This is a genomic window from Leyella lascolaii (assembly GCF_900079775.1).
In the GTDB taxonomy this organism is placed as follows: domain Bacteria; phylum Bacteroidota; class Bacteroidia; order Bacteroidales; family Bacteroidaceae; genus Prevotella; species Prevotella lascolaii.
Genome location: NZ_LT556042.1, coordinates 24,992 through 51,445, shown reverse-complemented (window position 1 = coordinate 51,445; position 26,454 = coordinate 24,992). Strand labels below are relative to the sequence as shown.

20 protein-coding genes and 1 pseudogene are annotated in these 26,454 nt (G+C 44.8%); 10 read left to right on the top strand and 11 right to left on the bottom strand.

Annotated elements, in window-relative coordinates; translation table 11 throughout:
• Positions 1–727: 727 nt before the first annotated feature.
• Positions 728–1,564, bottom strand: coding sequence for a phosphate ABC transporter substrate-binding protein (locus BN4609_RS09345; RefSeq protein ID WP_021992667.1), 837 nt, complete (start codon positions 1,562–1,564; stop codon positions 728–730).
• A gap of 192 nt (positions 1,565–1,756) precedes the next feature.
• Here BN4609_RS09345 and pstC point away from each other — a divergent pair, with 192 nt between their 5' ends.
• From pstC to phoU, 4 genes are read left to right on the top strand one after another with little or no spacing between them, the layout of a single operon-like run.
• Positions 1,757–2,941 carry a phosphate ABC transporter permease subunit PstC gene (gene pstC / locus BN4609_RS09340; protein WP_068856453.1) on the top strand — a complete coding sequence of 395 codons (1,185 nt, stop codon included), beginning with the start codon at positions 1,757–1,759 and terminating at the stop codon, positions 2,939–2,941.
• 27 nt (positions 2,942–2,968) lie between these two features.
• Positions 2,969–3,844, top strand: coding sequence for a phosphate ABC transporter permease PstA (gene pstA, locus BN4609_RS09335; RefSeq protein WP_068856514.1), 876 nt, complete (start codon positions 2,969–2,971; stop codon positions 3,842–3,844).
• Between the two features lie 43 nt (positions 3,845–3,887).
• Complete coding sequence (gene pstB, locus BN4609_RS09330) at positions 3,888–4,640, top strand: phosphate ABC transporter ATP-binding protein PstB (RefSeq protein ID WP_068856513.1); 753 nt, start codon at positions 3,888–3,890, stop codon at positions 4,638–4,640.
• 24 nt (positions 4,641–4,664) lie between these two features.
• Positions 4,665–5,399, top strand: coding sequence for a phosphate signaling complex protein PhoU (gene phoU / locus BN4609_RS09325; protein WP_068856452.1), 735 nt, complete (start codon positions 4,665–4,667; stop codon positions 5,397–5,399).
• A 316-nt stretch (positions 5,400–5,715) separates the two neighbouring features.
• Here phoU and BN4609_RS09320 read toward each other — a convergent pair whose 3' ends face one another.
• The 3 genes from BN4609_RS09320 to BN4609_RS09310 are packed head-to-tail and all read right to left on the bottom strand — an operon-like array spanning position 5,716 to position 8,665.
• Positions 5,716–6,699 (bottom strand): DNA cytosine methyltransferase, encoded by a 984-nt coding sequence (locus BN4609_RS09320; protein WP_068856451.1) that lies wholly within the window; start codon positions 6,697–6,699, stop codon positions 5,716–5,718.
• Positions 6,690–7,709: a DNA cytosine methyltransferase gene (locus BN4609_RS09315; RefSeq protein WP_068856450.1), complete on the bottom strand. Its 1,020-nt coding sequence runs from the start codon at positions 7,707–7,709 to the stop codon at positions 6,690–6,692. The genes BN4609_RS09320 and BN4609_RS09315 overlap by 10 nt, the downstream gene beginning before the upstream one ends.
• Positions 7,710–7,711: 2 nt before the next feature.
• Positions 7,712–8,665: a HaeIII family restriction endonuclease gene (locus BN4609_RS09310; protein ID WP_068856449.1), complete on the bottom strand. Its 954-nt coding sequence runs from the start codon at positions 8,663–8,665 to the stop codon at positions 7,712–7,714.
• Between the two features lie 565 nt (positions 8,666–9,230).
• Here BN4609_RS09310 and BN4609_RS09305 point away from each other — a divergent pair.
• A pseudogene (locus BN4609_RS09305) lies at positions 9,231–10,025 on the top strand (transposase); the annotation flags it as partial.
• 579 nt (positions 10,026–10,604) lie between these two features.
• Here the strand turns inward: BN4609_RS09305 and BN4609_RS09300 are convergent.
• The 3 genes from BN4609_RS09300 to BN4609_RS09290 all read right to left on the bottom strand — a co-directional run bounded on the left by BN4609_RS09300 (position 10,605) and on the right by BN4609_RS09290 (position 14,881).
• Entirely contained in the window at positions 10,605–12,758 is a 2,154-nt protein-coding gene (locus BN4609_RS09300) for a TonB-dependent receptor plug domain-containing protein (protein ID WP_164071632.1), read from the bottom strand.
• 259 nt (positions 12,759–13,017) lie between these two features.
• Positions 13,018–14,181, bottom strand: a complete 1,164-nt coding sequence (locus BN4609_RS09295; protein WP_164071631.1) for a hypothetical protein — start codon at positions 14,179–14,181, stop codon at positions 13,018–13,020.
• A gap of 16 nt (positions 14,182–14,197) precedes the next feature.
• Positions 14,198–14,881, bottom strand: a complete 684-nt coding sequence (locus BN4609_RS09290; RefSeq protein WP_164071630.1) for a hypothetical protein — start codon at positions 14,879–14,881, stop codon at positions 14,198–14,200.
• Positions 14,882–15,879: 998 nt separating this feature from the next.
• On the opposite strand from BN4609_RS09290, the gene BN4609_RS09285 reads away from it, so the two are divergent.
• Both BN4609_RS09285 and BN4609_RS09280 read left to right on the top strand, forming a co-directional pair.
• Complete coding sequence (locus tag BN4609_RS09285) at positions 15,880–16,665, top strand: Nif3-like dinuclear metal center hexameric protein (RefSeq protein ID WP_068856444.1); 786 nt, start codon at positions 15,880–15,882, stop codon at positions 16,663–16,665.
• A gap of 2 nt (positions 16,666–16,667) precedes the next feature.
• Entirely contained in the window at positions 16,668–17,492 is an 825-nt protein-coding gene (locus BN4609_RS09280; protein ID WP_068856443.1) for a zinc ribbon domain-containing protein, read from the top strand.
• A gap of 807 nt (positions 17,493–18,299) precedes the next feature.
• On the opposite strand, the gene BN4609_RS09275 is transcribed toward BN4609_RS09280, so the two are convergent.
• Both BN4609_RS09275 and BN4609_RS09270 read right to left on the bottom strand, forming a co-directional pair.
• Positions 18,300–19,097: a TerB family tellurite resistance protein gene (locus BN4609_RS09275; RefSeq protein ID WP_068856442.1), complete on the bottom strand. Its 798-nt coding sequence runs from the start codon at positions 19,095–19,097 to the stop codon at positions 18,300–18,302.
• A gap of 197 nt (positions 19,098–19,294) precedes the next feature.
• Positions 19,295–19,747, bottom strand: a complete 453-nt coding sequence (locus tag BN4609_RS09270; RefSeq protein WP_021992655.1) for a type I restriction enzyme HsdR N-terminal domain-containing protein — start codon at positions 19,745–19,747, stop codon at positions 19,295–19,297.
• A 620-nt stretch (positions 19,748–20,367) separates the two neighbouring features.
• On the opposite strand from BN4609_RS09270, the gene holA reads away from it, so the two are divergent.
• The gene (holA, locus tag BN4609_RS09260; RefSeq protein ID WP_068856440.1) at positions 20,368–21,399 is read left to right on the top strand and encodes a DNA polymerase III subunit delta; all 1,032 of its coding nucleotides are present in this window, start codon (positions 20,368–20,370) and stop codon (positions 21,397–21,399) included.
• Between the two features lie 776 nt (positions 21,400–22,175).
• Positions 22,176–22,631: a helix-turn-helix domain-containing protein gene (locus BN4609_RS09255; RefSeq protein ID WP_068856439.1), complete on the top strand. Its 456-nt coding sequence runs from the start codon at positions 22,176–22,178 to the stop codon at positions 22,629–22,631.
• 823 nt (positions 22,632–23,454) lie between these two features.
• Here BN4609_RS09255 and BN4609_RS09250 read toward each other — a convergent pair.
• Positions 23,455–24,252, bottom strand: coding sequence for a hypothetical protein (locus BN4609_RS09250; protein WP_021993090.1), 798 nt, complete (start codon positions 24,250–24,252; stop codon positions 23,455–23,457).
• Between the two features lie 9 nt (positions 24,253–24,261).
• Positions 24,262–25,035, bottom strand: coding sequence for a nitrilase-related carbon-nitrogen hydrolase (locus BN4609_RS09245; RefSeq protein WP_021993091.1), 774 nt, complete (start codon positions 25,033–25,035; stop codon positions 24,262–24,264).
• Positions 25,036–25,145: 110 nt separating this feature from the next.
• Here BN4609_RS09245 and BN4609_RS09240 point away from each other — a divergent pair, with 110 nt between their 5' ends.
• A complete protein-coding gene (locus tag BN4609_RS09240; protein WP_068856438.1) occupies positions 25,146–26,420 on the top strand; it encodes a replication-associated recombination protein A in 1,275 nt (424 codons plus the stop codon).
• The last annotated feature ends 34 nt before the right edge of the window (positions 26,421–26,454 follow it).

Here is a 26,454-nt window from a genome sequence, read left to right as displayed (position 1 = left end):
TTTTGTAATGTTTTGAATATCAAGATATTATGAGAGATGCGTGGGCGGAATGCCTTTTCTGATGTGTGGAAAAGGCTTTTCCGGCATGCGGGAAAGCCCATATGAGCATGCGGGAAAGGCTGTTTGGGAGAGTGACACGGGCTTTTCCGCAACACGGGAAGGCGTTGCGGAGGCGCATGGCATGATGAGAATATGCCGTGAAAGAGCCGTAATGGGGTAGTTATGGTGGCAGTTGTGGTATAAGATGCGGGGTATGCCGCAGTAGGAAGGAGATAAAAAGCAGATGAGACCGTACCTCCGGACCTTATCCGTTTCTATTCTGAGAAAAAATAATGTAAATATTTTTTACTGTCCGCTTTGCGTGAGTGGCGGTTTTWTATKAGCGTGTCATCACAGTGATGACCATGCATCCATAAATGTGATGTAAGCTCTTAATCATTGTTGCGTGGTGTCTCCGCCATGCCGTCACGCTCTTTTGCAGAAGATGCGGCGTGCTGCATCTGGCAAAAGCGGCAGCCGGTATGCCGGACGGCGGCACGTAAGAGGGGCGAAGCCTTACGGCATGTCATAATCGGAGCGTGCCGGTGCCGGAAGTGCGGACGGCATGCACGAAGCCTTCATAAGAGCCGGGACAGGGTCGCGCCATATGTCAGTCTCCTGCCTGACCGCCTTTTCATCCGCCCGCATTGCCCCTCTGCCGCGCAAAAGACAGCTGCTTGCGGCATTGTCATCCAATGGGAATATAGCCGCTCTTGACCACAATGTCCTGTCCCTTCTCTGACCGCAGATAATTTATGAAAGGCATTACGGTCTTTTCCTTGTCTTCAGTATAATAGAAGTAAAGTTCCCTCACGATGGGATAGATGTGCCTGCGTCCGGTCTGCATGTTGGGATAGACGAAGTGCCGGTTGTCGTATGCCACTTTCACGGCACGCACGTTTTTGTTGATATACGCCATTCCCACGTATCCTATCGCCCCTTTTGTCTGGCTCACAGACTGTATCACCGCTCCTGTGGCAGGCATTGACAGTACGCCAGCCATGTAGTTTTTCTCTTTCAGGACACTTGTCTTGAAAAACTCGTACGTGCCGGATGAAGTCTCGCGCGAATATACAATAATCTTAAGATCCGGACCGTATTTCCCTGTAACGTGGTCTTTCACCTGTTTCCAGTTGGTCACCTTTCCGCGGAATATAGCCTCAAGCTGTGAGCGCGTAAGGTGCGTCACCGGATTAGACGGATTCACAATCACAGCCAGCGCGTCGTATGCCACGACAGCCTCTTTGAGCTTTTTACCGCCGCGCCCGAATTTTATCCTTTCATTGAATTTCACCTTCCTGGATGCCATCGCTATGTCTGTCGTCCCGTCGAGCAGGGATGATATGCCCACTCCGGTGCCTCCTCCGGTGACGGTTATGCTTGAGTTTCTGTTTTCGTTCATAAAGCATTCAGCCGCTTCCTGCGACACAGGCAGCAGCGTGTCGCTGCCTTTTATTTTCTGTGCATTGGCTGTAGCGCAGAGCAGCAATGTGAAAATGATAAGAGATAGTCTGTACTGTTTCATAATGTCAGTTTGATTATTCGACCGCTAAGTAAGGGCTTTGTCTTTTTATCCGTATTACAGCGGTGATACAATTGTGTTACATATGTTCGATATGACGTGTTTTATCATACGGAAACCGTATTGTAACAATTCTGTCACGGGTTCGTGATACGTAAGATATAATTTTACAGCGGAACTATTGAAAAAGAGAAAATGAGGAAGATTGTAGAGAGGATTGCCGCCGGGATAATAACATGCAGCGGATTCCTTACAAGTATTGTCATTCTGCTTATTGTGGTGTTCCTGTTCTCGGAGGGACTGGGACTTTTCTCGTCGAAGACGATAGAGGAGGGCTACTCGCTGGTTGTCAACAAGGCGAACCCTGTGGAAGAGCTGGACGCAAGGCAGATAAAGGAGATATTCGATGAGGACATAACCGAATGGAAGGACGTGGGCGGCACCGGCGGAAAGATAAGGCTGCTGAGGTTTGACGACATGGAGAGCCTGTTCAGCAGGGAGCGTCTGGGAGAGAACTATGAGCATGCGGAGGCTTGCCTTGACTCGCTTATAAAGGCGGATGCCGGCATCATAGCCTTCATTCCGGATAGTTATGCCTCAAAACTGGAAAACGGCAGGATGCTGGACGGGCATGAGATTTCCGTCGGAGAGGTGCTGGGAGGAAACGAATGGTTTCCTACGGCTACGCCTGCGCCCCAGTTCGGATTTGTCCCCCTCATTTTAGGAACGATATGGGTGACGGTGTTTGCCATCATCTTTGCCTTGCCTTTCGGTCTGTCCGTCTCCATATATATGTCGGAAGTGGCTTCTGTGCGGACCTGCAAGATGTTGAGACCCATAATAGAGTTGCTCAACGGCATACCGTCAGTGGTGTACGGCTTTTTCGGTCTGACGGTAATCGTCCCCATATTGCAGGATGTATTCGGATTGCCGGTGGGAGAGAGCGGTCTCGCAGGAGCCCTTGTGCTTGCGATAATGGCTTTGCCCACCATCATCACAGTGAGTCAGGACGCCATGCAGAACTGTCCGCGGGCGATGAGGGAAGCCAGCCTTGCCCTTGGCGCGTCAAGATGGCAGACAATATATAAGGTGGTGATGCCCTATTCGGTATCGGGCATCACGTCGGCGGTAGTGTTGGGCATAGGAAGAGCTTTCGGCGAGACGATGGCGGTGCTTATGGTAACCGGCAACGCGGCTGTAATACCGCTCTCCATCACCGACCCTTTGAGGACCATACCAGCCACCATAGCAGCCGAACTGGGAGAGGCTCCTGCCGGAGGTCCCCACTACCAGTCGCTGTTCCTGTTGGGTGTGGTTCTGTTTTTCATCACGCTGATAATAAACACGAGTGTAGAATATATTTCGTCAAGAAACAAATAAGGAGAAAAGATGCTTATGGAAAGTAAGATGAGCCATATGGATAATAGCAGGCGTAAGCTGATTGTGGAGAATGCCGCGTTTTTCATATTCCGCCTTCTGAGCGGCGTCATAGTGACGGTGCTGTTCATAATTCTCGCCTTCATTATAATAAAAGGTATAAACGTGGTAAACTGGGATTTTCTCACAACCTATCCCACCGACGGAATGAAAGCCGGAGGCATTTATCCGGCAATAGTGGGCACGTTCTGCCTTATGGCAGGCAGTGCGGTGTTCGCCTTTCCGCTCGGCATAATGAGCGGGATATACATGCATGAGTATGCGAGCAACGGCAGGCTGATAAAGTTCATACGCATGATGACGAACAATCTTTCGGGCATCCCGTCCATTGTCTTCGGACTATTCGGAATGTCGCTGTTCGTGAATTATCTTGGATTCGGAGACAGTATAATAGCCGGTTCGCTCACGCTGGGACTGCTTGCGCTTCCCCTTGTCATAAGGACAACGGAAGAGGCGTTGAAGGCAATTCCCGACAGCTACCGTGAGGGAAGCCTCGCTCTGGGAGCCACCAAGCTCCAGACCATCAGAAAAGTGATACTGCCGATGGCGATGCCCAACATCATCACCGGACTGATACTGGCTCTGGGACGTGTCTCCGGAGAGACGGCTCCCATTCTGTTCACATGCGCCGCTTACTATCTTCCGCAACTCCCTGACAGCATATTCGACCAGTGCATGGCATTGCCCTATCATCTTTATGTGCTCGCCACCAGCGGAACGGATATGGAGAGGCAGATACCGATAGCATACGGCACGGCACTTGTGCTGATAGTGATTGTTTTCATCATAAACATAATGGCAAACGCAATGAGAAACTATTTCCAGAACAAACTCAAGACCAACTGATGTTTGCGGGAAGAAATAAAGGCTAAAACAAGACGAAATGAATATGACTAAGATTGAAGCAAAGAACGTCGACTTCTATTACGGACAGTTTCATGCTCTGAAAAACATAAGCATGAGCATCGGAAGCAACGAAGTGGTGGCATTTATAGGTCCGTCAGGATGTGGAAAGTCAACATTCCTCAGACTGTTCAACCGTATGAACGATCTCATACCGGGCAGCCGTCTGGAGGGCAAGATAGAAATAGACGGGAAAGACATTTACGGAAAAGACATCAACGTGGACGTGCTGAGAAAGAATGTGGGAATGGTTTTCCAGCGGCCGAATCCTTTTCCGAAAAGCATATATGAGAACGTGGCATACGGATTGAGGGTGAACGGAGTGAAGGACGAGAGTTTCATCTCTGAGCGTGTGGAGCAGTCGTTGAGAGGCGCCGCCTTGTGGGATGAGGTGAAAGACAAACTCAAAAAGTCGGCTTACGCCCTTTCAGGAGGTCAGCAGCAGAGGCTGTGCATAGCAAGGGCTATGGCAAACTCTCCTTCGGTGCTGCTCATGGACGAGCCTGCCTCTGCCCTTGACCCCATATCGACAGCGAAGATAGAGGAGCTGATACATGAGATAAAGAAAGACTACACCATTGTCATCGTCACCCACAACATGCAGCAGGCGACGCGCGTGAGCGACAAGACGGCTTTCTTTTATCTTGGTTCGTTAATAGAATATGACGCGACATCGAAGATGTTCACTAATCCTTCAAAGGAAGAGACACAGAATTACATAACCGGACGTTTCGGCTGATACAACTAAATATTATATATAAATATGGTGAAATTCGTAGAAGAAGAACTTCAGAAAATAAACAGTGAGGTTCTTGAAATGTGGGAGCTGGTTCTTGACCAGATGAAGAACGTGTGTGAGGCTTTCTTCACTGACGACAAGGAAAAGGCATGGGAGGTGCTTATAAGAGAAAAGAGAGTGAACGCTTGCGAGACAAAGCTTGACTGCGACATAGAGGACTTCATGGCGCGTTTCAATCCTGTTGCCATAGACCTGCGCTTTACTATAGCCATGCTGAAGATAATCACCGACCTGGAGCGTATAGGTGATTTCGCGGAGAATATAGCGCGATTCATAATAAAGCACGAGGAGACGTATCTGGACGGCAGCCTGCTGGAGAAGACGAGAATAAGGGAGATGGCAGACTGTGTGGTTGAGATGCTCGGGATGTCAAAGACTGCATTCGAGGAAAGGGACATTGCCATAGCCTACAGTTTGTTTGAGAAGGACAATGTGCTGGATGAGATAAACTCTGCCTCAACGGACGCTCTCGCGCAATATGTGGGCGAGCATAATGACAGACTTGCGTTCTGCCTCGATTTTAAAGGAGTGATTCTGCGTCTGGAGCGTGCGGGAGACCATATAACGAATCTGGCGGAAGAAGTTATCTTTTATGTGAATGCGGCGGTATTGAAACATACTACCGACAAACTTGGCAAAGACAAGGCACTAATGCACAAACTGCATGGTGAGGACAACGAACAAGCGGACGGATGCTGAGCACATGCATGGCTGCGGAGCATAGACGTATGAACGGTATATAAATTGTCATTTATATAATATGTTTTTTCTTGGTTGCCGGATATTTCCGGCAGCCGTTTTTTTTATCTCAAAAACACAACGCTATATCTATATCACACCAATGGCATGTCACTTTCATTTATGGAAATCCTATCAGAATCTCAGTTTCATTCTGGCAATAGACAAGGGATACGCTTGTTAGATTATTTTTGTATGACTGGAATAAGGTTTGCCATAACATTACAATCAAACAATTTTAGTCTCCATGCGATTCTATAATAAGTTTTTTATGGGTTTATCTAAAACACATCTTCTGTATTTGCACAGCAAGAGCGTACGCCAATCGTGGCGGCACGGCATTGCCAACCATCTTATACCCGTTTCTGATGTCTGTATAGAAGAACACGAAGCTATCAGAAAATGTCTGTATTCTTGCGCATTCACGCACACTCAACCGACGATAAAGATGCTCATACCCCTTTGCGAAAATTCTCTTGTCAGAACTGACATAAGTCATCCTTGGAGCCTGCGGATGTTGAGGCTCATTCCTTGCCTGTGCCTGTATTGTGAAAGACTGTTCGTTCCATGAACGGACACGATTGCGCGACATGTATTTTGCGTCATAGTTTCCAGTATAAACGTCATGGTTCTTTCTTGCAGGATGTTCTGTCAGAATCATCTCGTCGTTGAAAAACCTTGGTCTTTCAACGATATCCCCAATGGCTTCTCTTAAAGTGATTTTCCTGCCGGTCGCAGCAAGCGGGAACGTAAACGTATTATGTATGTCATTCCGTATTCCAATAAAAAACACACGATATCTATCTTGCGGAACCTTAAAGTCTGACGCATTTATAAGTTTGTATTTTATAGAATAACCTATAGATTGCAGACTTTCTATTATGAATGCCAACGATTGCTTATGCTTGTCATCAAGTATCCCCTGTACATTCTCAATGACAAAGAACTTTGGCTTTTTCATCTTGACAATTCTGACATACTCTAAGATCAATTTGCCCCTTGGGTCTTCCAATCCGAGCTGTTTGCCACCTTCGCTCCACGATTGACATGGCGGTCCGCCTATAACACCGTCGCAAGAAGGAATGTCCTGGTCTTTGAGTAAGCGTACATCTGTAGTGTTTAATATGGTATTGAGGTGATTCCTTCTATATGTTTCAAATACAGAAGAATCGTTTTCATTAGCCCATTTCACGTTAAAACCTGCTCTTTCAAACCCAAGGTCAAGACCTCCGCATCCTGCAAATAGAGATACTACATCCATGAATTGTCTGATATGATATTATGTCGTTTCAATGTCTCAATTATACTTAATGCCACATGATATGCAAGGTTGACAGGAACGGCATTGCCAATCATCTTATATCCATAATTCACCTCTTCATATATGAACTTGAAGTCATCAGGAAAACTTTGGACACGGGCAACCTCTCTCACGGTCATTCTTCTATACAGATGCTCTTTCCCTTCAACAAATTTCTGTAAGTTCTTTTCCACCTTTATCATCTTTGGTGCCTGAGGATGAAGCTGGCATTGTCTTCCGCTTGCCTGAACCGTAAATCCAGGCTCGTCCCATGACCTTACTCGGTTGCGTGACATGAATATTGGTGAGAAAGCACCGGTGAAATATTCATTGTTAGGTACGGCACAAGCATCTCCGTTTGTATGGTTCTTTTCTCTTGCCGGTATGGCTGTGTCTTGCAAATCCCAAATAGCCTCGCGTAAAGTAGGTTTATGCTCTTGCGGTTTCGGATATTCATAATCATCTATGTGTAAATCCTTGCGAAAGCCGATGTAGAATACACGGTCTCTGTCTTCAGGTACATCATAGTCGTTGGCATTAAGCATTTTCAGATTAACGTCATATCCTGCTTCATCAAATAACCTCATGAATCCACTAACGGCGGCAGCATGTCGTTTGGCAAGCATACCAGACACATTCTCCGCAACAAAAAACAGAGGTTGTGTGTCACGCAAAATCCTGATATATTCATAGAACAATTGTCCGCGGGCATCTTCTATACCTTTTAAAGAACCAGCTTCACTCCATGATTGGCATGGAGGACCACCTATTATACCTGCCACATGTTTAGGAAATGATTCTGAAGGTATATTTCTGATGTCACCTTCTATTAATTTTGTGTCCGGGAAGTTAGCTTTAAATGTGGGACATATTTTCTTATCTAATTCGTTTGCGACTATTGTATGGAATCCCGCATTGTGAAATCCCTTATCAAGACCACCTGCACCAGAAAAAAGACTAATCAAATTCATATTTACCACTTGCAGTTAAAAGATATGTTTACAGCAGGAGGCATTCCTATAATCTGAATATCAAATTTCAAAGATGGTTCAATGGTGTCTTTTGCATTGTGTATTCTGAATGAGAATTGCCAGCCATTATCAAAGCCCATAATTACCGTTGTCTTACTTTTAGGTTTGAAATCCATGTAAAGCAGAGTTGTCGGTAGCTCTATTGTAGGAACTTCCAAAGAAGGCTTTTGCGTCTTGCTCGGTTGGTTCAAAGTCCCATACATATTGAATGACTGTATTGTGGTGACTCTTTTATTGTCTATACTGATAACCTTATAGAAGTCATATTTGCTAAGTAAATATTCGACAAGTTTACGAGGAATGTCGGCATTTTTATTTACTTGTGTCTTTATTTCTTGCATAAAAGCCTTCAATAATGGCACATAAACATCGTCTTCTTTAGAGTTCAAATCTCTAAAGTAGGTTCCCCTTGCTTTTTCCTCTTCCAAAAAACCAAATGTAGGTTTTACTGCATTCCAGTATTCTTCAGAACAGTTAATGCCATACCATTTTTGGCCGAAATCCAAACCTTTTGCTAAACGGCTGTGCTTTACAGCCATGTGATTGTGCTTTATGCTCAATCCAATCTCCCAGACAATATCCTTACGATCAATAATAATGTCACGTACGTCAGCTTCTATTCCATGTTCATCGCTTTGTATATACAGATTCAGTGTATCATTGTCAACTTCTACGATATTTGGTTTCAATGCAAATATTGTATCTATTGTTGATTTCGCGCTCATCGTATATAACGCTTTCTCAGCAACACTAAGTGTATTCCATGCATGTTCTGCAGCATCATAACAGCTATTATGGATTATTTGTGATTTACGGATAGCACTTATTGCATCTTGTAATGAATGCAAACATATGTATTCGTAGGCACGTCCTTGGTCATTACTTTTACTACTCATAATTATTAATCAATTCTTTAATGTCAATGTTTAATACGTTAGACCTGCTAATTATATCTTCCATTAGAGGCAATGCGGTGTTATCACATCATTTTGAAACTGTAGATGTATTTACGTCCGACCGTTATGTCAACTATTATATTGTATATTTCCGTTCAACTAACACCAATTTCAAGAGATTAATATCCATTGTATATTATTTGTAAGTGCAAAGGTAACTATTTATTATTACTTTCTTTCTTACATATTATTTTTAATGTTATCTTTGGCTTCCTATTTCATTTACAGAACTATTTTTATTAATACAAGTAGAATTCTTTCTCGATTTAGGGAATGTATGTTTTATATCATATAAGAGCTTTTCATAATAAAAAATAGTCCGGTGGCATGTTGTGCTTGTCGGTAATGTGACGTTCTGCGGCAAGTATGCGCTCAAAAGTCGGATATGGTCGGGTTAAAATAATGCAAAAAGTGGGTAGGCATATGGGAAATGTATAATAAATTTATTAGACTTTGCAATCTATTATAAACATAACATAGCTGTAAAAGCGTGAAAATAAAGGAAGTGATGACCGCCGGCCCGTTGGTGATAGGCGTGGAGAACAGGCAGGGGAACTCGAATGTTAAGTTCGAGCAGGTGGAGGAGCTGGCGCACATGCTCGACAACATAGAGGCACACGGGCTGCACGTGCGCATGTTCCGTGCCGATTGCGGCTCGTTCACGAAGGAACTCGTCGAGGAGCTTTTCCTGCGTACCGATACCTTCTACCTCCGTGCCTCCAGCTGCGCCGAACGCAGGAAAATGTATGAGGAGTGTGAGGAATGGCGGCATACGGCGGTCAATGGGCAGGACATGGACGTCGCGTCCTTCGCGTTCACCGATTTCCTCTCCGACTGGCACCTGAGGCTTGTCGTGCAGCGCGCCAAAATAGAGACCGGACAGGGAGAGCAGCTCTTGCCCGGAATGGAATACGTGTACCGCGCCATACTGACCAACGACCACGACAACACGGAGGAACAGGTCATCGACAAGTACAACCAGCGAGGCGCCTCGGAGAAGAACTTCGACGTGCAGAACAACGACTTCGGATGGGCGCACCTCCCTTTTTCCACAATGGAGGACAACACGGTGTTCCTGCTCTTCACCGCCATGCTGAAGAACTTCTACCTGTACTTGCTGGGCAAGGTCTGCGGAGTCTTCCCCGGCATCGACATGAAGAGCCGGCTCAAGCGCTTTGTCTTCGCGTTCATCACCGTGCCGGCGAAATGGGTGCGCGTTGCCAGGCAATGGGTACTGAACATCTATACGAAGGACAGGTGGCTGCATTATTGGTCCATATTCAATGTAAGGGCAGGCTGAAACGGATATTTTCGAGGGTGAACAATTGCAAACTCCTATGGGGGTAAGGGGGTATTATGCGCGTTCATCTGCGAATGTATGGCAACAAGTCGCCTGAATCGCAGCAAGCGCCCATATTATAGGTATTGGCAGCATAACTCGCAAGACTTCTGCAAGGTTGCGGAATTAAGGGAACATAACAGTCATTTGAATTTGACTGCAAAGTTACGAAATCAAGTCCGTTTCATTCCAAAATACCGCCTAATAGACTGTATTTCAATTAATTCAAAGAGCGATTAGTCCACTTTAACGGGACAGTAGTGATAACTTGTCTATAACAAAAACGGTCAAAGTATCGTTCTCCTGACAATTGGATGCAGGCGATACTTTGACCGTTTTTTCGTTTGCTTGTACACAATCGGTTGGGCACATTGGATTTTCGTATGAACCATGATTCATTGCCGTTTGTCCTGTGGTTGCTCCGTTTTGTTTCCGAACAGGGTCATCTGCAAGGCTGTTTCCCTGTTATTATTACCCGTTTGTATGTGTTGCAGATGACCGTTATGTACTTTTATTTCCGATTCGTCTTATTTTTATTGATTAAAAACTCATGCGGATACCAAGCGTTATACTTCGTCCGCGGTCATGGGTATAGTATCTTAGTCGATTGGTGTAGTCCTTGTAGAGGGTGTTTAGGGCATTGCTAATCTGTGTGTATGTACACCATGTGATGTTGCCCCATGTGCGTGTCACCGAAAGGTTGCCTCCAAGAAGATGGTAAGCAGGCGGTGTATCCGGCAGCAGGTCGATATCCGGATCGAAACGGTTTTGTTTGGTAACATACTGGTGGTTGGCATCGGCTTTTATTTGCCATGGACCGAGAGATGTATGAAAAGTGACTTTTTGACGGTAGCGGTCGGATGGAATGTTCGGGAAATAGGTGTGTAGCGAGAGATTTCTTGCCCGCATCCATTCGCCCGATACTTCGTAGGTCAGATGTTTACCCAGAGTCAGTTCCACTGCAAGGTCGCCGCCGACAAACAAACCGTTGGACTGCACATAATAATAGATGGGGTAGGCTCCCGAAATAAGTTCGAATATTTCCGGGATGCGCTGTCCGCTTCCATCAACCGTATAGCGCGGAATATCGTAAATGTAGTCGTGAATATAGTGGACAAAAGCATTGGCATGAACATCTACCGTTTGAGTTTTTAAGTGATAGCCTGCAGTCCACTTAATGGCTTTTTCTGTGTGCAAGTCCGCATCGCCTATTTGGTAGACGGCATCGCCGTGGTGTACGCCTTTGCTGTAGAGTTCGTTCATTTCGGGTGCCCTCCATGCCAGTCCGAGGTTGGTGCGTAGTGTAGAATGGGGTGAGAGTATGTATGCGCCTCCCAATGTTCCCGAAATGGAGAAGTAATGTTGGGTGCCTCCGTAGAACTGTCCCAGATTGTTGTAGCCCGCAGCTGATAAGTATTGATAATCTGTGCGCATTCCGGCTTCCATTCGGAGCTTGTTGTTGATGCGGCCGTGCAGCAGTGAATAGAGGGCGGTCGTGCGTGATACGTAATTCGGGATGATGGGAATGGCTTTGGTACCGGCATCAGATACGTTGCGGATAAAATTAAAATCTGCGCCTGTTTCCATCATGCTTTGAATGGCCGAGAGACGGTGTTGCCAGTCTGCATGCAAGTTCAGGGTAGAGAGTTTAAATGCGAATGTGGGCAGATTGGACAAGTCGGCTTTGCGTATTTCATATTCGCGCCGATAGTCTTGCTGGTAAACCAGACGCACATCAAAGTGGTTGTCAGCATCAAAATCATAGCCCACTTGGGTGTTGCTAATCGTGTGTATGATGCGTTGGCGCGGTGCGGATATGGCGTAGCTGAACGGTCCGATTTCTTCGGGCGATGGTCTGCCTTGTTTAAAACGTTGCAGCAGATTTTCGGTTGTACCGAGATGACTGCCCGAAAATACGCCAATCTCCGTGTCGTAAAGACCCAGATGTTGTTTCCATTGCCATTTATCGTTCCATTGCCATGCCCATGCCGCTTTTAGGTCGAGCAGTCTTGATCCGGTATTGGACACGTTATAGGCTGCGGTACGGTAGTCGCCACTCTTATAAAACTTTCCTCCCACCCGATAACGGAAATGTTCTACGCCGGGCAGTGTGCTTTCAACAAAGGCATCAAGTCCGAACATACGTCCGTTTTGGGTATAGGCTGTATTCACCGAACCTTTTGTGCCGCTAAGCCGTGGATTCACCTTGGTATCTACCACAATGATTCCTCCGATGGCATTGGCACCGTAGCGCACGCTCTCCGCACCTTTTTCCACGTGTACCTTGGCGTATGACGAGATAGACATTTCGGGTGCATGGTCGTCGCCCCAGTGCTGTCCCATGAGTTTGGCACTATTGTCAATGATGGCGATACGGCTGCCGTTCATCCCTTCAATGATGGGCTTTTCTATCATGGCTCCGGTGGAAAGTACACGCATACCGGGCAAATCGTCCAACATACCGGCAAGGGTCTGTCCCTGCCCGGCCGCAATGCGAAAGGCATCGGCCTGTGCGATGTTGCCGGTTTTGCTGCCTTTCACCCTGTCGCCTAGGACCTGTACCGAGCCAAGCGTATAGCTTAATGGTTGTAGTGCCGCCTCATACAGTGTCCGTTCTTTTGTCAGTGTGAGGTGTAAGTCATGATAACCGATATAGGAGATGGTTGCAGTTTGGGGCCACTTGTCGACAGACAATCGAACGATTCCTTGCGGATTGGATTGATATATTTGTCCGGTTTCGTGGATGCGAATCCGTGCAAAGGCAAGTGGTGTGTGGTCTTGAGCATCTAATACCTTGATGGTTGTATGAACGGCTTGACCCGGAAGTGCCCACAGCATCATGAGTACTAACGCCGTTAATGTCTTTAGCGGCGAAGCATAAATGAAACTTATCATATTGTGTTGTGATCAGTGGTGGGCAGACCGTGTTGCAGTGTCGGTCTGCCCTGTGGGGTTATAGCCAGAAATTAGCCGACTCAAAACTTAGTTCACTGTCGGTTTCATACCATCGTCTTAATTGCTCCACGGTGAAAGAAGGATATTCACGCAGTACGGGAATGAACATACAACGGTTGTTGATGACGCGATCTGCCGCTGCGGGTAGATAGTTGTATTCTTTATCCCACACGATGTTCAATAAGCCTTCGTTGCCTGTGGGCTTTCCCCATCCGGGTGTTTCAAAGACATTTCGGAAGGGAATTTTCAAGTTAAACAGCACATTCTGCAGTTGTTCTTCCGATGGATTGTCGGACGTGCGTACTGTTGCTCCTCCTTTGTTGCCACATACACGCATTACCAGATTGTAGGCTACAAAAGGTATCCGGGCGGCCAACACACCGCGGAAGCCTACCGGTGTGGTGAGAAGTTCCTTGGTGTCGTCTTCCGGCCGGTCAAAATACCAGAAATAACAGGAACGGTTGGCCGCACTGTCGGCAGTCCAGTGGGCAACAGGCTGATAGCCCAAAGTGAGTGTTCCATTGAAGCCTTGCGCCAGCATTTGCGCTTTCATTGCTTGTTCGTCGCTATCATCCACATCCATGTCGTTGGCTGTAAAGGTGGTATCGGTTGTCACTACATTGGCAGGAATGGTTTGCGCTATGGGCTTTAGATCTGATACCTGATAGAATACTTGTATGTTATTGCGCTGTTCGGGAGATTTGTATGCGATGTCCATACGTGACCCATTCTTGTCGTACAGTTTTACCACAAGGCCGTACCAATTGCCTGTTTTCTGAGGTGATGACTGCATTCTGAAAACAGTATCAAAATGGTTGTCGGCTACATAGTCACCTTTCGGTGTACGGCGATAGACCATTTTTTGATAAGTACGCATGGGGAATGCTACCGATGGCGGATTGGCATGGAAGCCACCGTTACGGTTAGACCAATATACGCTGCCAATTTCGGGTTCTGTACCCTGTGGCAGGTGCGAATGTCCTCCGTACAGTTCTATGACAATGCTGTCGGGTTGTATTTGGTTCTGTTGTAGTGCGATGTTTGCGGTGCCGTTCCAAGTGGCTGAATCGGATAAAGAATCGGACAGTGGGTCGTTGTCGTTGCACGCAACTACCATGACTGCCACTCCTGCGAGTGCAGCCATACGATATAATGATTTCATAAACAATGGTATGTGGTTACGGGGTTACTGATATGGGGAATGGGAAATTAACATCAACATCTCTCATCAGGGATGCCGGTGGCGTATGGAAAGGATAGGGTTCGCCCCGTTTTTGCGTCTTGATGGCGGGGGGAACCACGTGTACCAATATCGGATTGAGGTTTGCACCGTCCGGTAGGTCAGCCTTGAATCTTATGTAACCTACAAAGCCCAAAGGGGGCATTACAAGCTGTCCGTCTGCTGTAACATCGCCATAGCGATAGTCTGCGTATCTGTCGGCTTGATTTTCATTGTTTACGAGGGTTCGAAAATAAAATTGGTGTGCGTTGACTTGATGGGGAAACGCGGTAATACTGCGATTAATATTAGTGCCGGCATGGTTGTAAAGATTTACTTCCACTTTGTACCAGCGGTTGGGAACAAAGTTGAGTCCGGCGTTTGGTGTGATGGTGCGTTGTCCTGTTGCTTGGTCCGTTTCAGCGTTCAAGACAAGTGTCGGCCGGGAGGCATCAGGTGTAAATCCTTGGGCATAAATATGGTCTTTGATGTTGTCTTGTGCCAATGTGCCGGGTGTAAAAATCAATTCTACGCGTGTGGCTTCATCGTGTTGCAAGTCTTCTGCATTATTTTCGGGTATGGGTGCACTGTCGCAGCTTGCCAAAACGAGGGCAAATGCACAGTATAATCCTAATTTTTTCATTGTTTTGAGTTGGATAAAGGGTATGCAATAAGTTGTGTTGCCGATCATTGTGGTTGGTAACACAGTAAATGATAATTTTTAAAGAAACGGCTTATTGCATTGAGGGTGGCCCGCGAAGATGATAGCTTAATTGCCGCTCGAATGTGGAAAAAGAGCGGACGGTGTAGATAAATGTGGTGAGCAATACCAAGTACAGTACGGGTGAGAAGAGCGTTTTGGCCGGTTGGAAAGGCATGGACAGCTCCATGCATACCACGCAATTATGTTTGTGCTTGGCAGTTAATTCGGTTTTATGGTCATGAAAATTGTGAAACACAGGTTCTGCTACCCACAACACTGTGGTTAGCAGCAGAAAAATGGCTGCCCATTGGCGGTATTTCCGTGTCTCAAGGAATTTCATGTTGGGAATGGTTTCTCTTGCAAAGATAGAGAAAAATCGCCTGTTTGCCAACAAAACGAGGGTTAATTAACTTAAATACAAATTAATGTTAGCAAACGACAGCTTGTAGAACCGTGGATGACAGTGCAGACTATTTGTTGGTACACAGCTTATTCCGGATGTTCGATGTGCTGCGGAGGATTGCTGTGTCGGATGGGAACCCCATGATGGTGTGCAGCTGTTTTCCTATTGGTGTGAATGGTTTGTGACAGTATTCCCTTAATTACGCACTTAGTTGCGGAATTAAGGCATATTATTTTTAATATTATCTTTGGCTTCCTATTTCATTTACAGAACTGTTTTTATTAATACTAGTAGAACTCTTTCTCGATTTAGGGAATGTATGTTTTATATCCTATAAGAGTTTTTTATAGTAAAAAATCGTCCGGCGGCATGTCGTGCTTGTCGGGAATGTGACGTTCTGCGGCAAGTATGTGCTCAAAAGGCGTGCGGATATGGTCGGGTTAAAATAATGCAAAAAGTGTGGCGGTATATGGGAAATGTATAATTATTTTATTAACTTTGCAATCTATTATAAACATAACATAGCTGTAAAAGCGTGAAAATAAAGGAAGTGATGACCGCCCTTGAACGTTTCGCGCCTCTGCCTTTGCAGGAAGGATGGGACAATTCCGGCTTGCAGATAGGATTGACGGAGGTGGCAGTCTCAGGGGCTTTATTGTGCCTTGACGTGAACGAGGACATCATCGATGAGGCAGTGAGCAAGGGATGCAATCTGGTTGTGTCACATCACCCGCTGCTGTTTCACGGATTGAAGACCATATCAGATGCCGACAGCGTGCAGCGTACGGTGATGAAGGCTATAGAGAATCGCGTGGCTGTGGTGTCGATGCATACCAACATGGACAACGCACGCGGTGGCGTTAACTTCAAGATTGCGGAGAAGATGGGACTTGAGAACGTCGGTTTCTTCGCACGTAAGGATGTCGGAGGCATTGAGGCAGGAAACGGAGTGATAGGCGAGTTGCCCGAACCGTTGGGTGCTACGGACTTCGTGAGAAATGTGAAAAAACAGTTTGGTGTGGACTGTGCCATGTGCAACGAGCTGCTGAAACGTCCTGTGAGGCGTGTCGCCATATGCGGCGGAGCGGGCGATTTCCTGCTTGACGAAGCGATAAAGGAGGGCGCGGACGCTTTTGTCACGGGCGAGATGCATTATCATGTGTATTTCGGACATGGGCAGGAAATACAGATATGTGTTATAGGACATTACCAGAGCGAACAGTTTACTAAGGAAATATTCAAATCAATAATCGAGGAAGAGTGTCCCGGAGTACCGGTCGTAATGGCTGGAACGAACACGAATCCGATAATCTATTTATAATTATGGCAAAGAAAGATCCTACAGATTTATCAGTGGAAGAGAAACTGAGAACCCTTTATCAGCTTCAGACAACATTGTCGGCAATAGACGAAAAACGTGCGTTGCGCGGTGAACTGCCTCTCGAGGTGCAGGATCTCGAGGATGAAATCGAAGGCTTGAGGATTCGTGTGGAGAAAATAGAAAACGAAATCAACGAGTTCCAGTCGGCAGTTTCGCAGAAAAAGGCGGAGATAAAGGAGGCTGAGGCAAGCGTGGAACGCTATAAGCAGCAGTTGAACGATGTGAAGAACAACCGTGAGTATGACACTCTGACAAAGGAAATAGAGTTCCAGAGTCTTGAGATAGAGCTGTGCAACAAAAAGATCAAGGAGGCTCTGATGAAGGTCGAGGAGAAGAAAAAAGACCTTGAGCAGAACAAACTCCTAATAGACGACCGCCAGACAGCTCTTGAGGACAAGAAGGGCGAACTTGACGAGATAATGCAGGAAACACGTGAGGAGGAGGAGAAACTGAAGGAAAAGGCAAAGGACATGGAGACAAAAATAGAACCGCGCCTTCTCTCAAGTTTCAAGCGCATACGCAAGAACGCGCGCAACGGTCTGGGCATCGTGTACGTGCAGCGCGATGCCTGCGGAGGATGCTTTAACAAAATACCGCCACAGCGACAGCTCGACATCAAAATGCACAAGAAAATCATCGTGTGCGAGTATTGCGGAAGAATCATGATTGACCCTGAACTGGCTGGCGTAAGGAATGCCGTCGGTGATACGGACGACAAACCGAAGCGCAAGCGTGCGGTGCGTAAGACAAAGAAGGCTGACGAGTAGTATTAAGACGGCTTTATATGGTAAGGTGCGGACAAGGGCGCGTAAAGGAGCGGCGTCGTTGTCCGCATTTTTTTCATAAAATAGCGTTAGTCGGATGAATTCAGTATAAGGACAGTTTGTGTATACTTCTATTTTTCTGTTACTTAAAATTCGCCAGATTCGTATTAAACCCGAATCGTCATTAGACTTCTATTCTTGTTTAGTGCTGCTGTCAGCCAGATTTTATCCTGCATTTGTTGAAGATGTGACGGGCTACACCGTGAAAAAGCTGAATACAATATGAAGGCAGCAGTACGGAAGAAGGATGAAAGGCTGACAATAAGCCTTAAATGTATAATCGGTGTCCGCCCGGTATGAACGCAAAATCTTGCGTCTTCCGAGGAATGATAGCGGCAACGGCAGGCATATATTCACATCAGTTGATTGCGCATCCTTGCTTGTGAGACGCAAGATTTTGCATCTCTACTTTGGCTTGTATGCGTATAATACCGCCTTGTTTTCATGTATGAGACAGTGCCGGTGAAGGCAGTAAGAGCTTTTTATATTGCCGGATGCCGTCTGTTTTTTCTAAAACAAACAGGAACGAAATATGTATGGAGCCGTGTGAAACATGTATGATGTCCGATGTAGTTTGGTATAAAAAAGAATCCAAAGGAGTATAAAAGCATGCATGAGACCGCTTGTCAGGCGTGGCTTTTCATGATAAAAGGCGAAGCGTAAATGCTTCGCCTTTTATCACGCTTTGAACATATCATTATGTTATTGCTTGTTGTATGCATAAAGCAAAAGATCTGCGTGCATTGCGGATTATAAACCGCGTGCCTTATATATAAGTTCTTTTGCGTTGTTTATTTCCTGAAACTTTTTCTCGGCAGCCTTCTTTACGTCCTCGCCAAGTGTGGCGACACGGTCCGGATGGTGCTTAAGAGCCATCTTTCTGTATGCTGCCTTTATCTCCTCGTCTGTGGCGTCGGGACTTACGCCAAGTACCTTGTATGCCGCGTCAAGGCTGCTGTTGCCGTATTGCAGGTTGAGCATGGAGTCTATGTCGGCGGAAGATATGCCGAGATTTACGGCAACCTCTCTGAGCGCGTCGTTTTCTTCTTTTACGATTACGCCGTCTGCCTGCGCAATCATCACAAGGAAGTTGAGAAGCTGCAGACGCTGCGCATAGCTTATGTTTGTTTCAATCTGCCGGCACGCATCGTGAATTGTGGCTCTGAACCTTTCCGCTCCCATCTGTTTCTGCTGCTCGAACAGGCGCAGTATGATTCTCTCTCCCTCAGCTTTTGCGGTCTCTCCGAAATTACGGCTCAGAAATCGTCTCACAAGTTCCATTTCTGAGTGCATCACTTTTCCGTCAGCCTTGATTATGTAAGAGGACAGTACGAGGAGTGAGAAAAGAAAGGAGTTGCGTTCTCCTTCATATTCTCTTTGTCTGTTATAGCTGTCGTCAAACGCTTGTCCGTATTCTCCTTCTTTGTCGTTGACATTGTCCATTCCTTTCTCAAATAGCCATCCAAGGGCAAATCCTGCGAGTGCCCCTAAGGGACCTCCGCCCAATATGAATCCCAGATAGCCTCCTATCCATCTTGATGCTCCCATGTCATGATTGTTTTAATTTGTATTCTTTCTGTATTCGTCCGGGCTTGCCTTCATTTATATAATGAAACGTACAGGCACGGTTTTGTGTATTATGAATATGCAAATATAGTGCCTTTATGTTTTTCTGACAATAAAATAAATAAAAAGTAGATATTCTTTTGTATTTATAATAGTTGGAAAACGTTTGGCTGTATATATCATATGATGTCTGGATAGTCGGGGATGTCTGTGAGAAAGGTGTAGCTGCGGCGGTCATAGTCCATCTTGCAGCAATAGTGTTGCATACCGTTGCTCATGATGAGATAGTCTACATGTAGAAGAAGATTGTATGCGGATATCTGATCAAAAACGTTGCGTGTTATGGCAATGTCAGGAGCCTTGTATTCCATTATCATGATTGGTTTAAGACTTCTGTTATATAATACGGTGTCGGCACGTAGTGATTTAGAGCCATATTTCAGGCTGACTTCGTTTGCCATGAGTGAGGCTGGATATGATTTGCACTCTATCATATAATGTATGAAATGCTGTCTCACCCATTCTTCAGGCGTGAGTGCGACATGCTTCCTTCGAAGAATATCGTATATCATCGGCTTTTGTATGGTACCGGACAATTTTATTTTAAAACTTGGTAGGTTTAGTCGGATCATTTTATTAATTTTGTATCATATAATGATTATTGCATTAACAGCTTCAGACAATGGCTCCATTGCTTCACAATAAGTGGAAATGGAGACTGTACACAATTGTTTTTGTATGCAAAGATAATGCAAACGAGGGAAACGAAAGTTTACTTGCAATTTCCCGAGCGCAGCTTGTCTTATGCAAAGATAATGCAAGATGAGAGCAACGGCAAGACAGGGAAACACCTTTTTACTGGGCTTGACACTGCCGAATCGCAGCTTATCTTATGCAAAGATAATGCAAGATGAGTGCAACGGCAAGACAGGGAAACACTGTTTTACTGGGCTTGACACTGCCGAATCGCAGCTTGTCTTATGCAAAGATAATGCAAGATGAGTGCAACGGCAAGACAGGGAAACACTGTTTTACCTGGCTTGACACTGCCGAATCGCAGCTTATCTTATGCAAAGATAATGTGAATAGTTGCTCTGACAAAATAAATTACGGCTGTTTTATGCATGAATAATGAGAATCAGACACATCTTGTCGTTTTCATGTGGACAGTATTCATCGCGTTTTATACGGTTGAGAATGTCTCCGCGCGACAGATGCCTGTGTTTATTGAAAAAAATACAATTGTTTCGAAATGGCAGAGAAAAAGACTGTAACTACGTATGAGTCAGTGATGCGTGATTTGAAAGCACGCAGATTTTATCCCATATATTTGTTGATGGGAGAGGAGTCTTATTTCATCGATAAGATTTCTGATTATATCTCAAACAATGTGTTGCAGCCTGAAGAATTGTTTTTCAATCAGAACATTCTGTTTGGTTCTGATGTCACCGCCGCGCAGATTGTGGATATGGCGAAAGGCTATCCTGTTATGCCGGCAGAACATCGGCTGATTGTCGTTAAGGAGGCACAGAACATCCGTTCTTTTGACGCTTTGGAGAGATATCTCGATAAACCGCTGTCTTCTACAATACTTGTCTTATGTTATAAGAACGGAACCATTGACAGACGCAAGAAGATTGTAGCGAAAACGGAAGCCGTAGGCGTAGTTTTTGAAAGCAAGAAGAAACGTGACAGTGAACTGCCTGGTTTTATTACAACGTACATGAAAACTCACAATGCCGCGATAGATGAGAAGTCGGCTGCGCTTGTTGCCGAACACATAGGTTCTGATATAAGCCGTCTTGTTTCCGAACTGGACAAGCTCCTTATATCACTCCCAGATACGGACCGGCGTGTTACACCTGATGTCGTGGAACATCAGATAGGAGTGAGCAAGGATTTCAATTCTTTTGAATTGCGCCGTGCGATAATTGAACGTGATATAATGAAGGCTAACAGAATAGTAAATTATTTTGACAAAAATCCCAAGGCAGGCTCTGTTTATTCTTTCTTGCCTTTACTGTTTGGTTTTTTCCAGAATCTGATGATTGCGCATTATACTCACAACCGTACAAACGACTCGGCTGTTGCAGAGGCTTTGGAATTGAAGTCCGTGTGGGGTGTAAAGGACTATATGGTAGGTATGAAAAACTACACACCTATGAAAACAATGCAGATAATTTCTAAAATAAGAGAAATAGACGCTAAAAGCAAAGGTCTGGATAATCCAAATACAGGGTCTGGTGAGTTGATGAAAGAGCTTATATTCTATATTTTGCACTGAAAAACACCCTTTTTTCGATATTGCTTTTTCTAAAACATAACTTTCATTCAAGGCATTTTTTCTTTATAATTTGTTAAAACTATGATAGTTATGTGATTTATTCCCTCTCATATTTTGAGTATTTCGGGATGACATTATCCTTTGTCCGAATTATTGAAAAATTGGGAAATTTTCCCATTTTCAAACCGTCCTAATCAACAATTAGTAAATTTTAGCATTTCAAAATGTGTAATATAATATTGTAAACCAATTCTGATAAACGTGTCGCAATCCCTATATTTACGTATGTAATATGTAAATGTAAAATACGAATCGTTGTATATTGTATATACAAAGCGATATCGTCTGATTATATAAATGTGAATGTATATATATACATCAGTAACTTTAATCATATATCTATATGAAAATGAGCTGATTAAAAGCTTTTATTAATATTTTCATTCGGCTATTGCATACTCATATAAGAATTATACTTGATAAGGCATGTATAATACATCTCTATCGGTTAAAATAACTATATTGATTACCAATATTATATTATAATATATGTAAAGTGTTTTTTATGGCGTTAATTGATGGCTTTCTTTACATTTGTATATGTAAATGTAAATATCAATAACACACGTAGTATTATACTATAAATTTGATATTACAAATGCGTTTTATCCAAATGTAAATATATTATAGAATTGTTGTGTATGTCATTATTTTATTTTAATTTTGTAAAATCATAGAAAATAGCCCATTTACGGGCTAAAAAACAGCTTTAGCATATGAAAGACAGAATCAGAAAGGTCATGGAAAGTCAGCATATGACTCAACAGGTGTTTGCCGAATTCATACAAATTGCCCCGGCGACATTGAGTAGCATATTCACCGGACGTACCCGTCCTACCCTTGCGATAGTTGAGGCAATAAAGAATAAGATTCCCAAAATATCAACAGACTGGCTTTTGTTTGGGATTGGTGATATGTATGAGGACGGCAGTGATGAAGATGTTTCGGTAAAGGCACAGAGTGATTCTGGAACTGTGTCTGAGAGGATGCTTGATTTTGATGATCATCAACAAGTAATATCATCTAAACCATCGCCCGTATCAGGTGTACAGTTTTCATATGACGATGTCATTAATAAAGTAAAAAATTTTGACAAACCTCAGCGTAAAATAACTGAAATAAGAATCTTCTATGATGACCAGACTTGGGAGACATTTGTTCCTAAAAAATAAACAGCATAAAATGTTTCACGCGTTAATTCACAAATAGTTGAGAGCTATGATTGGGAGGACTGTCTTTCAAGACTGCGTAAGTGTAAATCTCGAAATAAGTGTGTAATTTTATAGGGTATAATGTTATGCGTTACTCTGTGAGACATATTTCAGTTCTGCATTAGTAATGGGATGTTCAGATGTTTTTACACCGAGGCGGCAGTTATAATTCCATTAATTCCTTCTGTCCTCGTCTGTCGATATAAGATGTGTCTATCCCAGGTCTGTCATCATATTTCATCAGAATGCCATATCCTCGCCAGTCGAAATAAAATGCATTTATCCCAGTTCTGTCATCATATTTCATCAGAATGCCATATCCTCGCCAGTCGAAGTAAAATGCGTTTATCCCAGGTCGGTAATCATATTTCACCAGAATGCCATATCCTCGTCAGTCGATATAAAATGCGTTTATCCCAGGTCTGTCATCATATTTCACCAGAATGCTGTATCCTCGTCAGTCGATATAAAATGTTTTTATCCCAAGTCGGTAATCAGGCATCATCATCATTTCGCGCTACTGCCATACATGTTGGTTTCCGCTTCATTTGAATACGTAGCTGGTATATCGTGGAAAATCGGAAGGCAAGATAATGTAGGAAGTAAAAAACAGAATTGAATAGCCGATAGGAAAATATAAATATGTGTACAGTGTCTTAATGCTCTATTGCGGGTTAAAATACGGAAGCTTGATTTTGCCGCTCATGTATAATGAAAAAGCTCCAGACAGTGTATGTTTCTGTCTGGAGCTTTACTTATAATATGTTTGTCTGCGTTTCTTTTATCAATAATTATCGTCGTCGCTTACGTCTTCTGCTTCTAAAGCCAATTCCTCAGGATCTGTATCGAATGTTGTACGATAGCTTTCTTCGGTCAGTTTGTCTTCATCGAAATCGTCATCGTCGTCATCGTCAAACTTATCCTCATTTTCCTCTTCATATTCCTCGTCCTCGTCGTTGAGTCTTTTGTATTTGCTGTCATCCTCGTCTTTATGTGGTGTGTAAGGCGTGTTTTCCGGTTTTTCCTTGGCAAATATGGCTTCCACCCACATACCTTTTTCTATTTCAAGGACATCGTAACCGTCTTTAATTTTCTTTTCATACATACCGCCCGGTTTGTGGAGTCTGTCTTTCGGCAATGTTGTTGTGCTTATGTCGAATCCGCTTTCTATTATGTCCCTTATGCTCTGTGAAAGAGACTCCCATCCTCCTCCGAAATTGCTGTCGAGCACTTCGAGCAGCTTTTCGGCTGTGATATGATGGATATTTTCGTATGTGAGGTCAGTCACTCTTGCTATCGGACGTTTTTTTATAGCCCATTTTGATTTATTGTTTTCGTCCAGGCGAATTGTTCCGATTTTGTATCCCCGTGCCTCATATTTGCTGATAACCTCCGGTTTTGATATTTTCATCTCCTCCATGTCGAATGCGCTTTTGATTACATCAATGTAATGCCGCATGTTGTCTTTGAGGTCAGCATCCCTTTCTGCAGATTCCCACATGTGCAGGATGTCGTTTTCCTGCAGTTCCCACACATTGCTTTTCGTTAATGTTTTAAGAGTTAATGCTTTCTGTTGTTTCATATTATAATGTTACTTATTATCTCTTTCGTCCAGTACATTAAACGCCCGTCTGTAGTTTGTCACTTTGTCCTTATCTATGACAGCGGTGACGGATTGTTGTTTTCCTGTCTCACATTCTGCCATTATCCTGCCTTGCGGGTCTATTATCCTGCTGTGTCCGGAATAATACAGAGTCTTGTCGTGTCCTGTCCTGTTGCACGCTATGAAGAAGCATTGGTTCTCAATCGCGCGTGCCCTCGTCAGTACATCCCATGCGTCATGGCGCATGTCAGGCCAGTTCGCAACATTTATTATTGCGTCGTAGTCGTTGTTATAGCGCAGCCATAACGGAAATCTCAAGTCATAGCATATTGTGAGCAGGAATCTCCATCCTTTCCATTCTGCAATTATCCGTTTGTCGCCTGCGGCAAACATGATGTCTTCGCCCGCAGGTCTGAACAGATGATGTTTGTCGTAGCAAGTGTACGCCCCGTCAGGTTTTACAAAGAACATTCTGTTTCTATATGGATGTATGGCCCGGTTTGCTTTGTCTTCGTTTTCTACAGCCATGCTTCCACACACTACGGCATCTGTCTGCCGTGCGGTTTCCTGCATCCATTCCAGTGCCCGGTCTGATGATGAGGCCGAGACCTCTTCTTTTGTGACGGTGAAGCCGGTATTCCACATTTCCGGCAAGACATACATGTCGCTTTCTCCTGCAGAGAGTATGATGTCCCGTGCAGCAGATGCGTTGTTGTCACACGCAGCCCATTGTATGTCAGTCTGAATGATTGTTACCTTCATAATACGTCGCAATGAGGCGGTGCAAAAGTATATACTTTACTTTTAATTTACAAGTTTTTCATATAGAATTTTTGTCTGTATCGCATATATTTTCTAATTTTGTACATGATATGAGTGAGCCGTTGGCTGAAAGAATGAGACCCCGCACCATTGACGAATACGTCGGTCAGAAACATCTTGTAGGTGAGGGTGCCGTCTTGCGCAGAATGATAGATGCAGGGCGCATCCCCTCTTTTATTCTATGGGGACCTCCCGGAGTCGGAAAGACCACTCTTGCTCAGATTATCGCCAACAGACTGGAGACGCCGTTCTATACCCTCAGTGCAGTCACGAGTGGGGTTAAAGATGTCCGCGATGTGATAGAGCGCGCACGGAAGGGACAGTTCTTCTCTTCTGTATCGCCCATACTGTTTATTGACGAGATTCACCGTTTCAGCAAGTCGCAGCAGGACTCTCTGCTCGGTGCTGTGGAACGTGGCGTGGTCACTCTCATAGGCGCCACCACTGAAAATCCCTCATTCGAAGTGATAAGACCGCTGCTCTCCCGTTGCCAGCTGTATGTCCTGCAACCGCTTGAGAAAGATGATCTTCTCGAACTTCTCAACCGCGCCATCACTAAAGACGCGGAGCTTAGCCGCAGGCATATCGAGCTGCGTGAGACCGGCGCGCTTTTAAGGTACAGCAGCGGTGACGCACGCAAGCTGCTCAACATTCTCGAACTTGTGGTTGACGCCGAGGAAGGCGACGTTCTCATAACCGACGACGTAGTGGTGAGCCGTCTGCAGCAGAATCCTCTTGCCTATGACAAGGACGGCGAGATGCACTATGACATTGTTTCAGCCTTCATAAAAAGCATACGTGGCAGCGACCCGGATGCTGCGCTTTATTGGATGGCACGCATGATAGAGGGCGGTGAGGACCCCAAGTTCATTGCCCGCCGCCTGGTCATAAGCGCGGCTGAGGACATCGGGCTTGCCAATCCCAACGCCCTGCTTCTTGCCAACGCAGCCTTCGACGCCGTCACAAAGATAGGGTGGCCTGAAGGCCGTATACCTCTGGCTGAGGCTGCTGTCTATCTTGCCACAAGCCCGAAGAGCAATTCTGCGTATATGGGCATCGGCTCCGCGCTCGACATAGTGCGGCGTACAGGCAATCTTCCTGTGCCGCTCCATCTGCGTAACGCTCCCACCGGACTTATGAAGAATCTCGGATACAGTGACGGATACAATTACCCGCATGATTTTCCAGGTAATTTCGTAAGCCAGCAGTACATGCCCGACGAACTGGCTGACACGAGAATATGGCATGCCCAGCACACCCCTTCCGAAGAAAAGCAATATCAGTGGATGTTGCGTTGCTGGGGCGAAAGATATAAGGATAAATAATTCAAAACAAGGATAATAGAACAAAACATCTTTA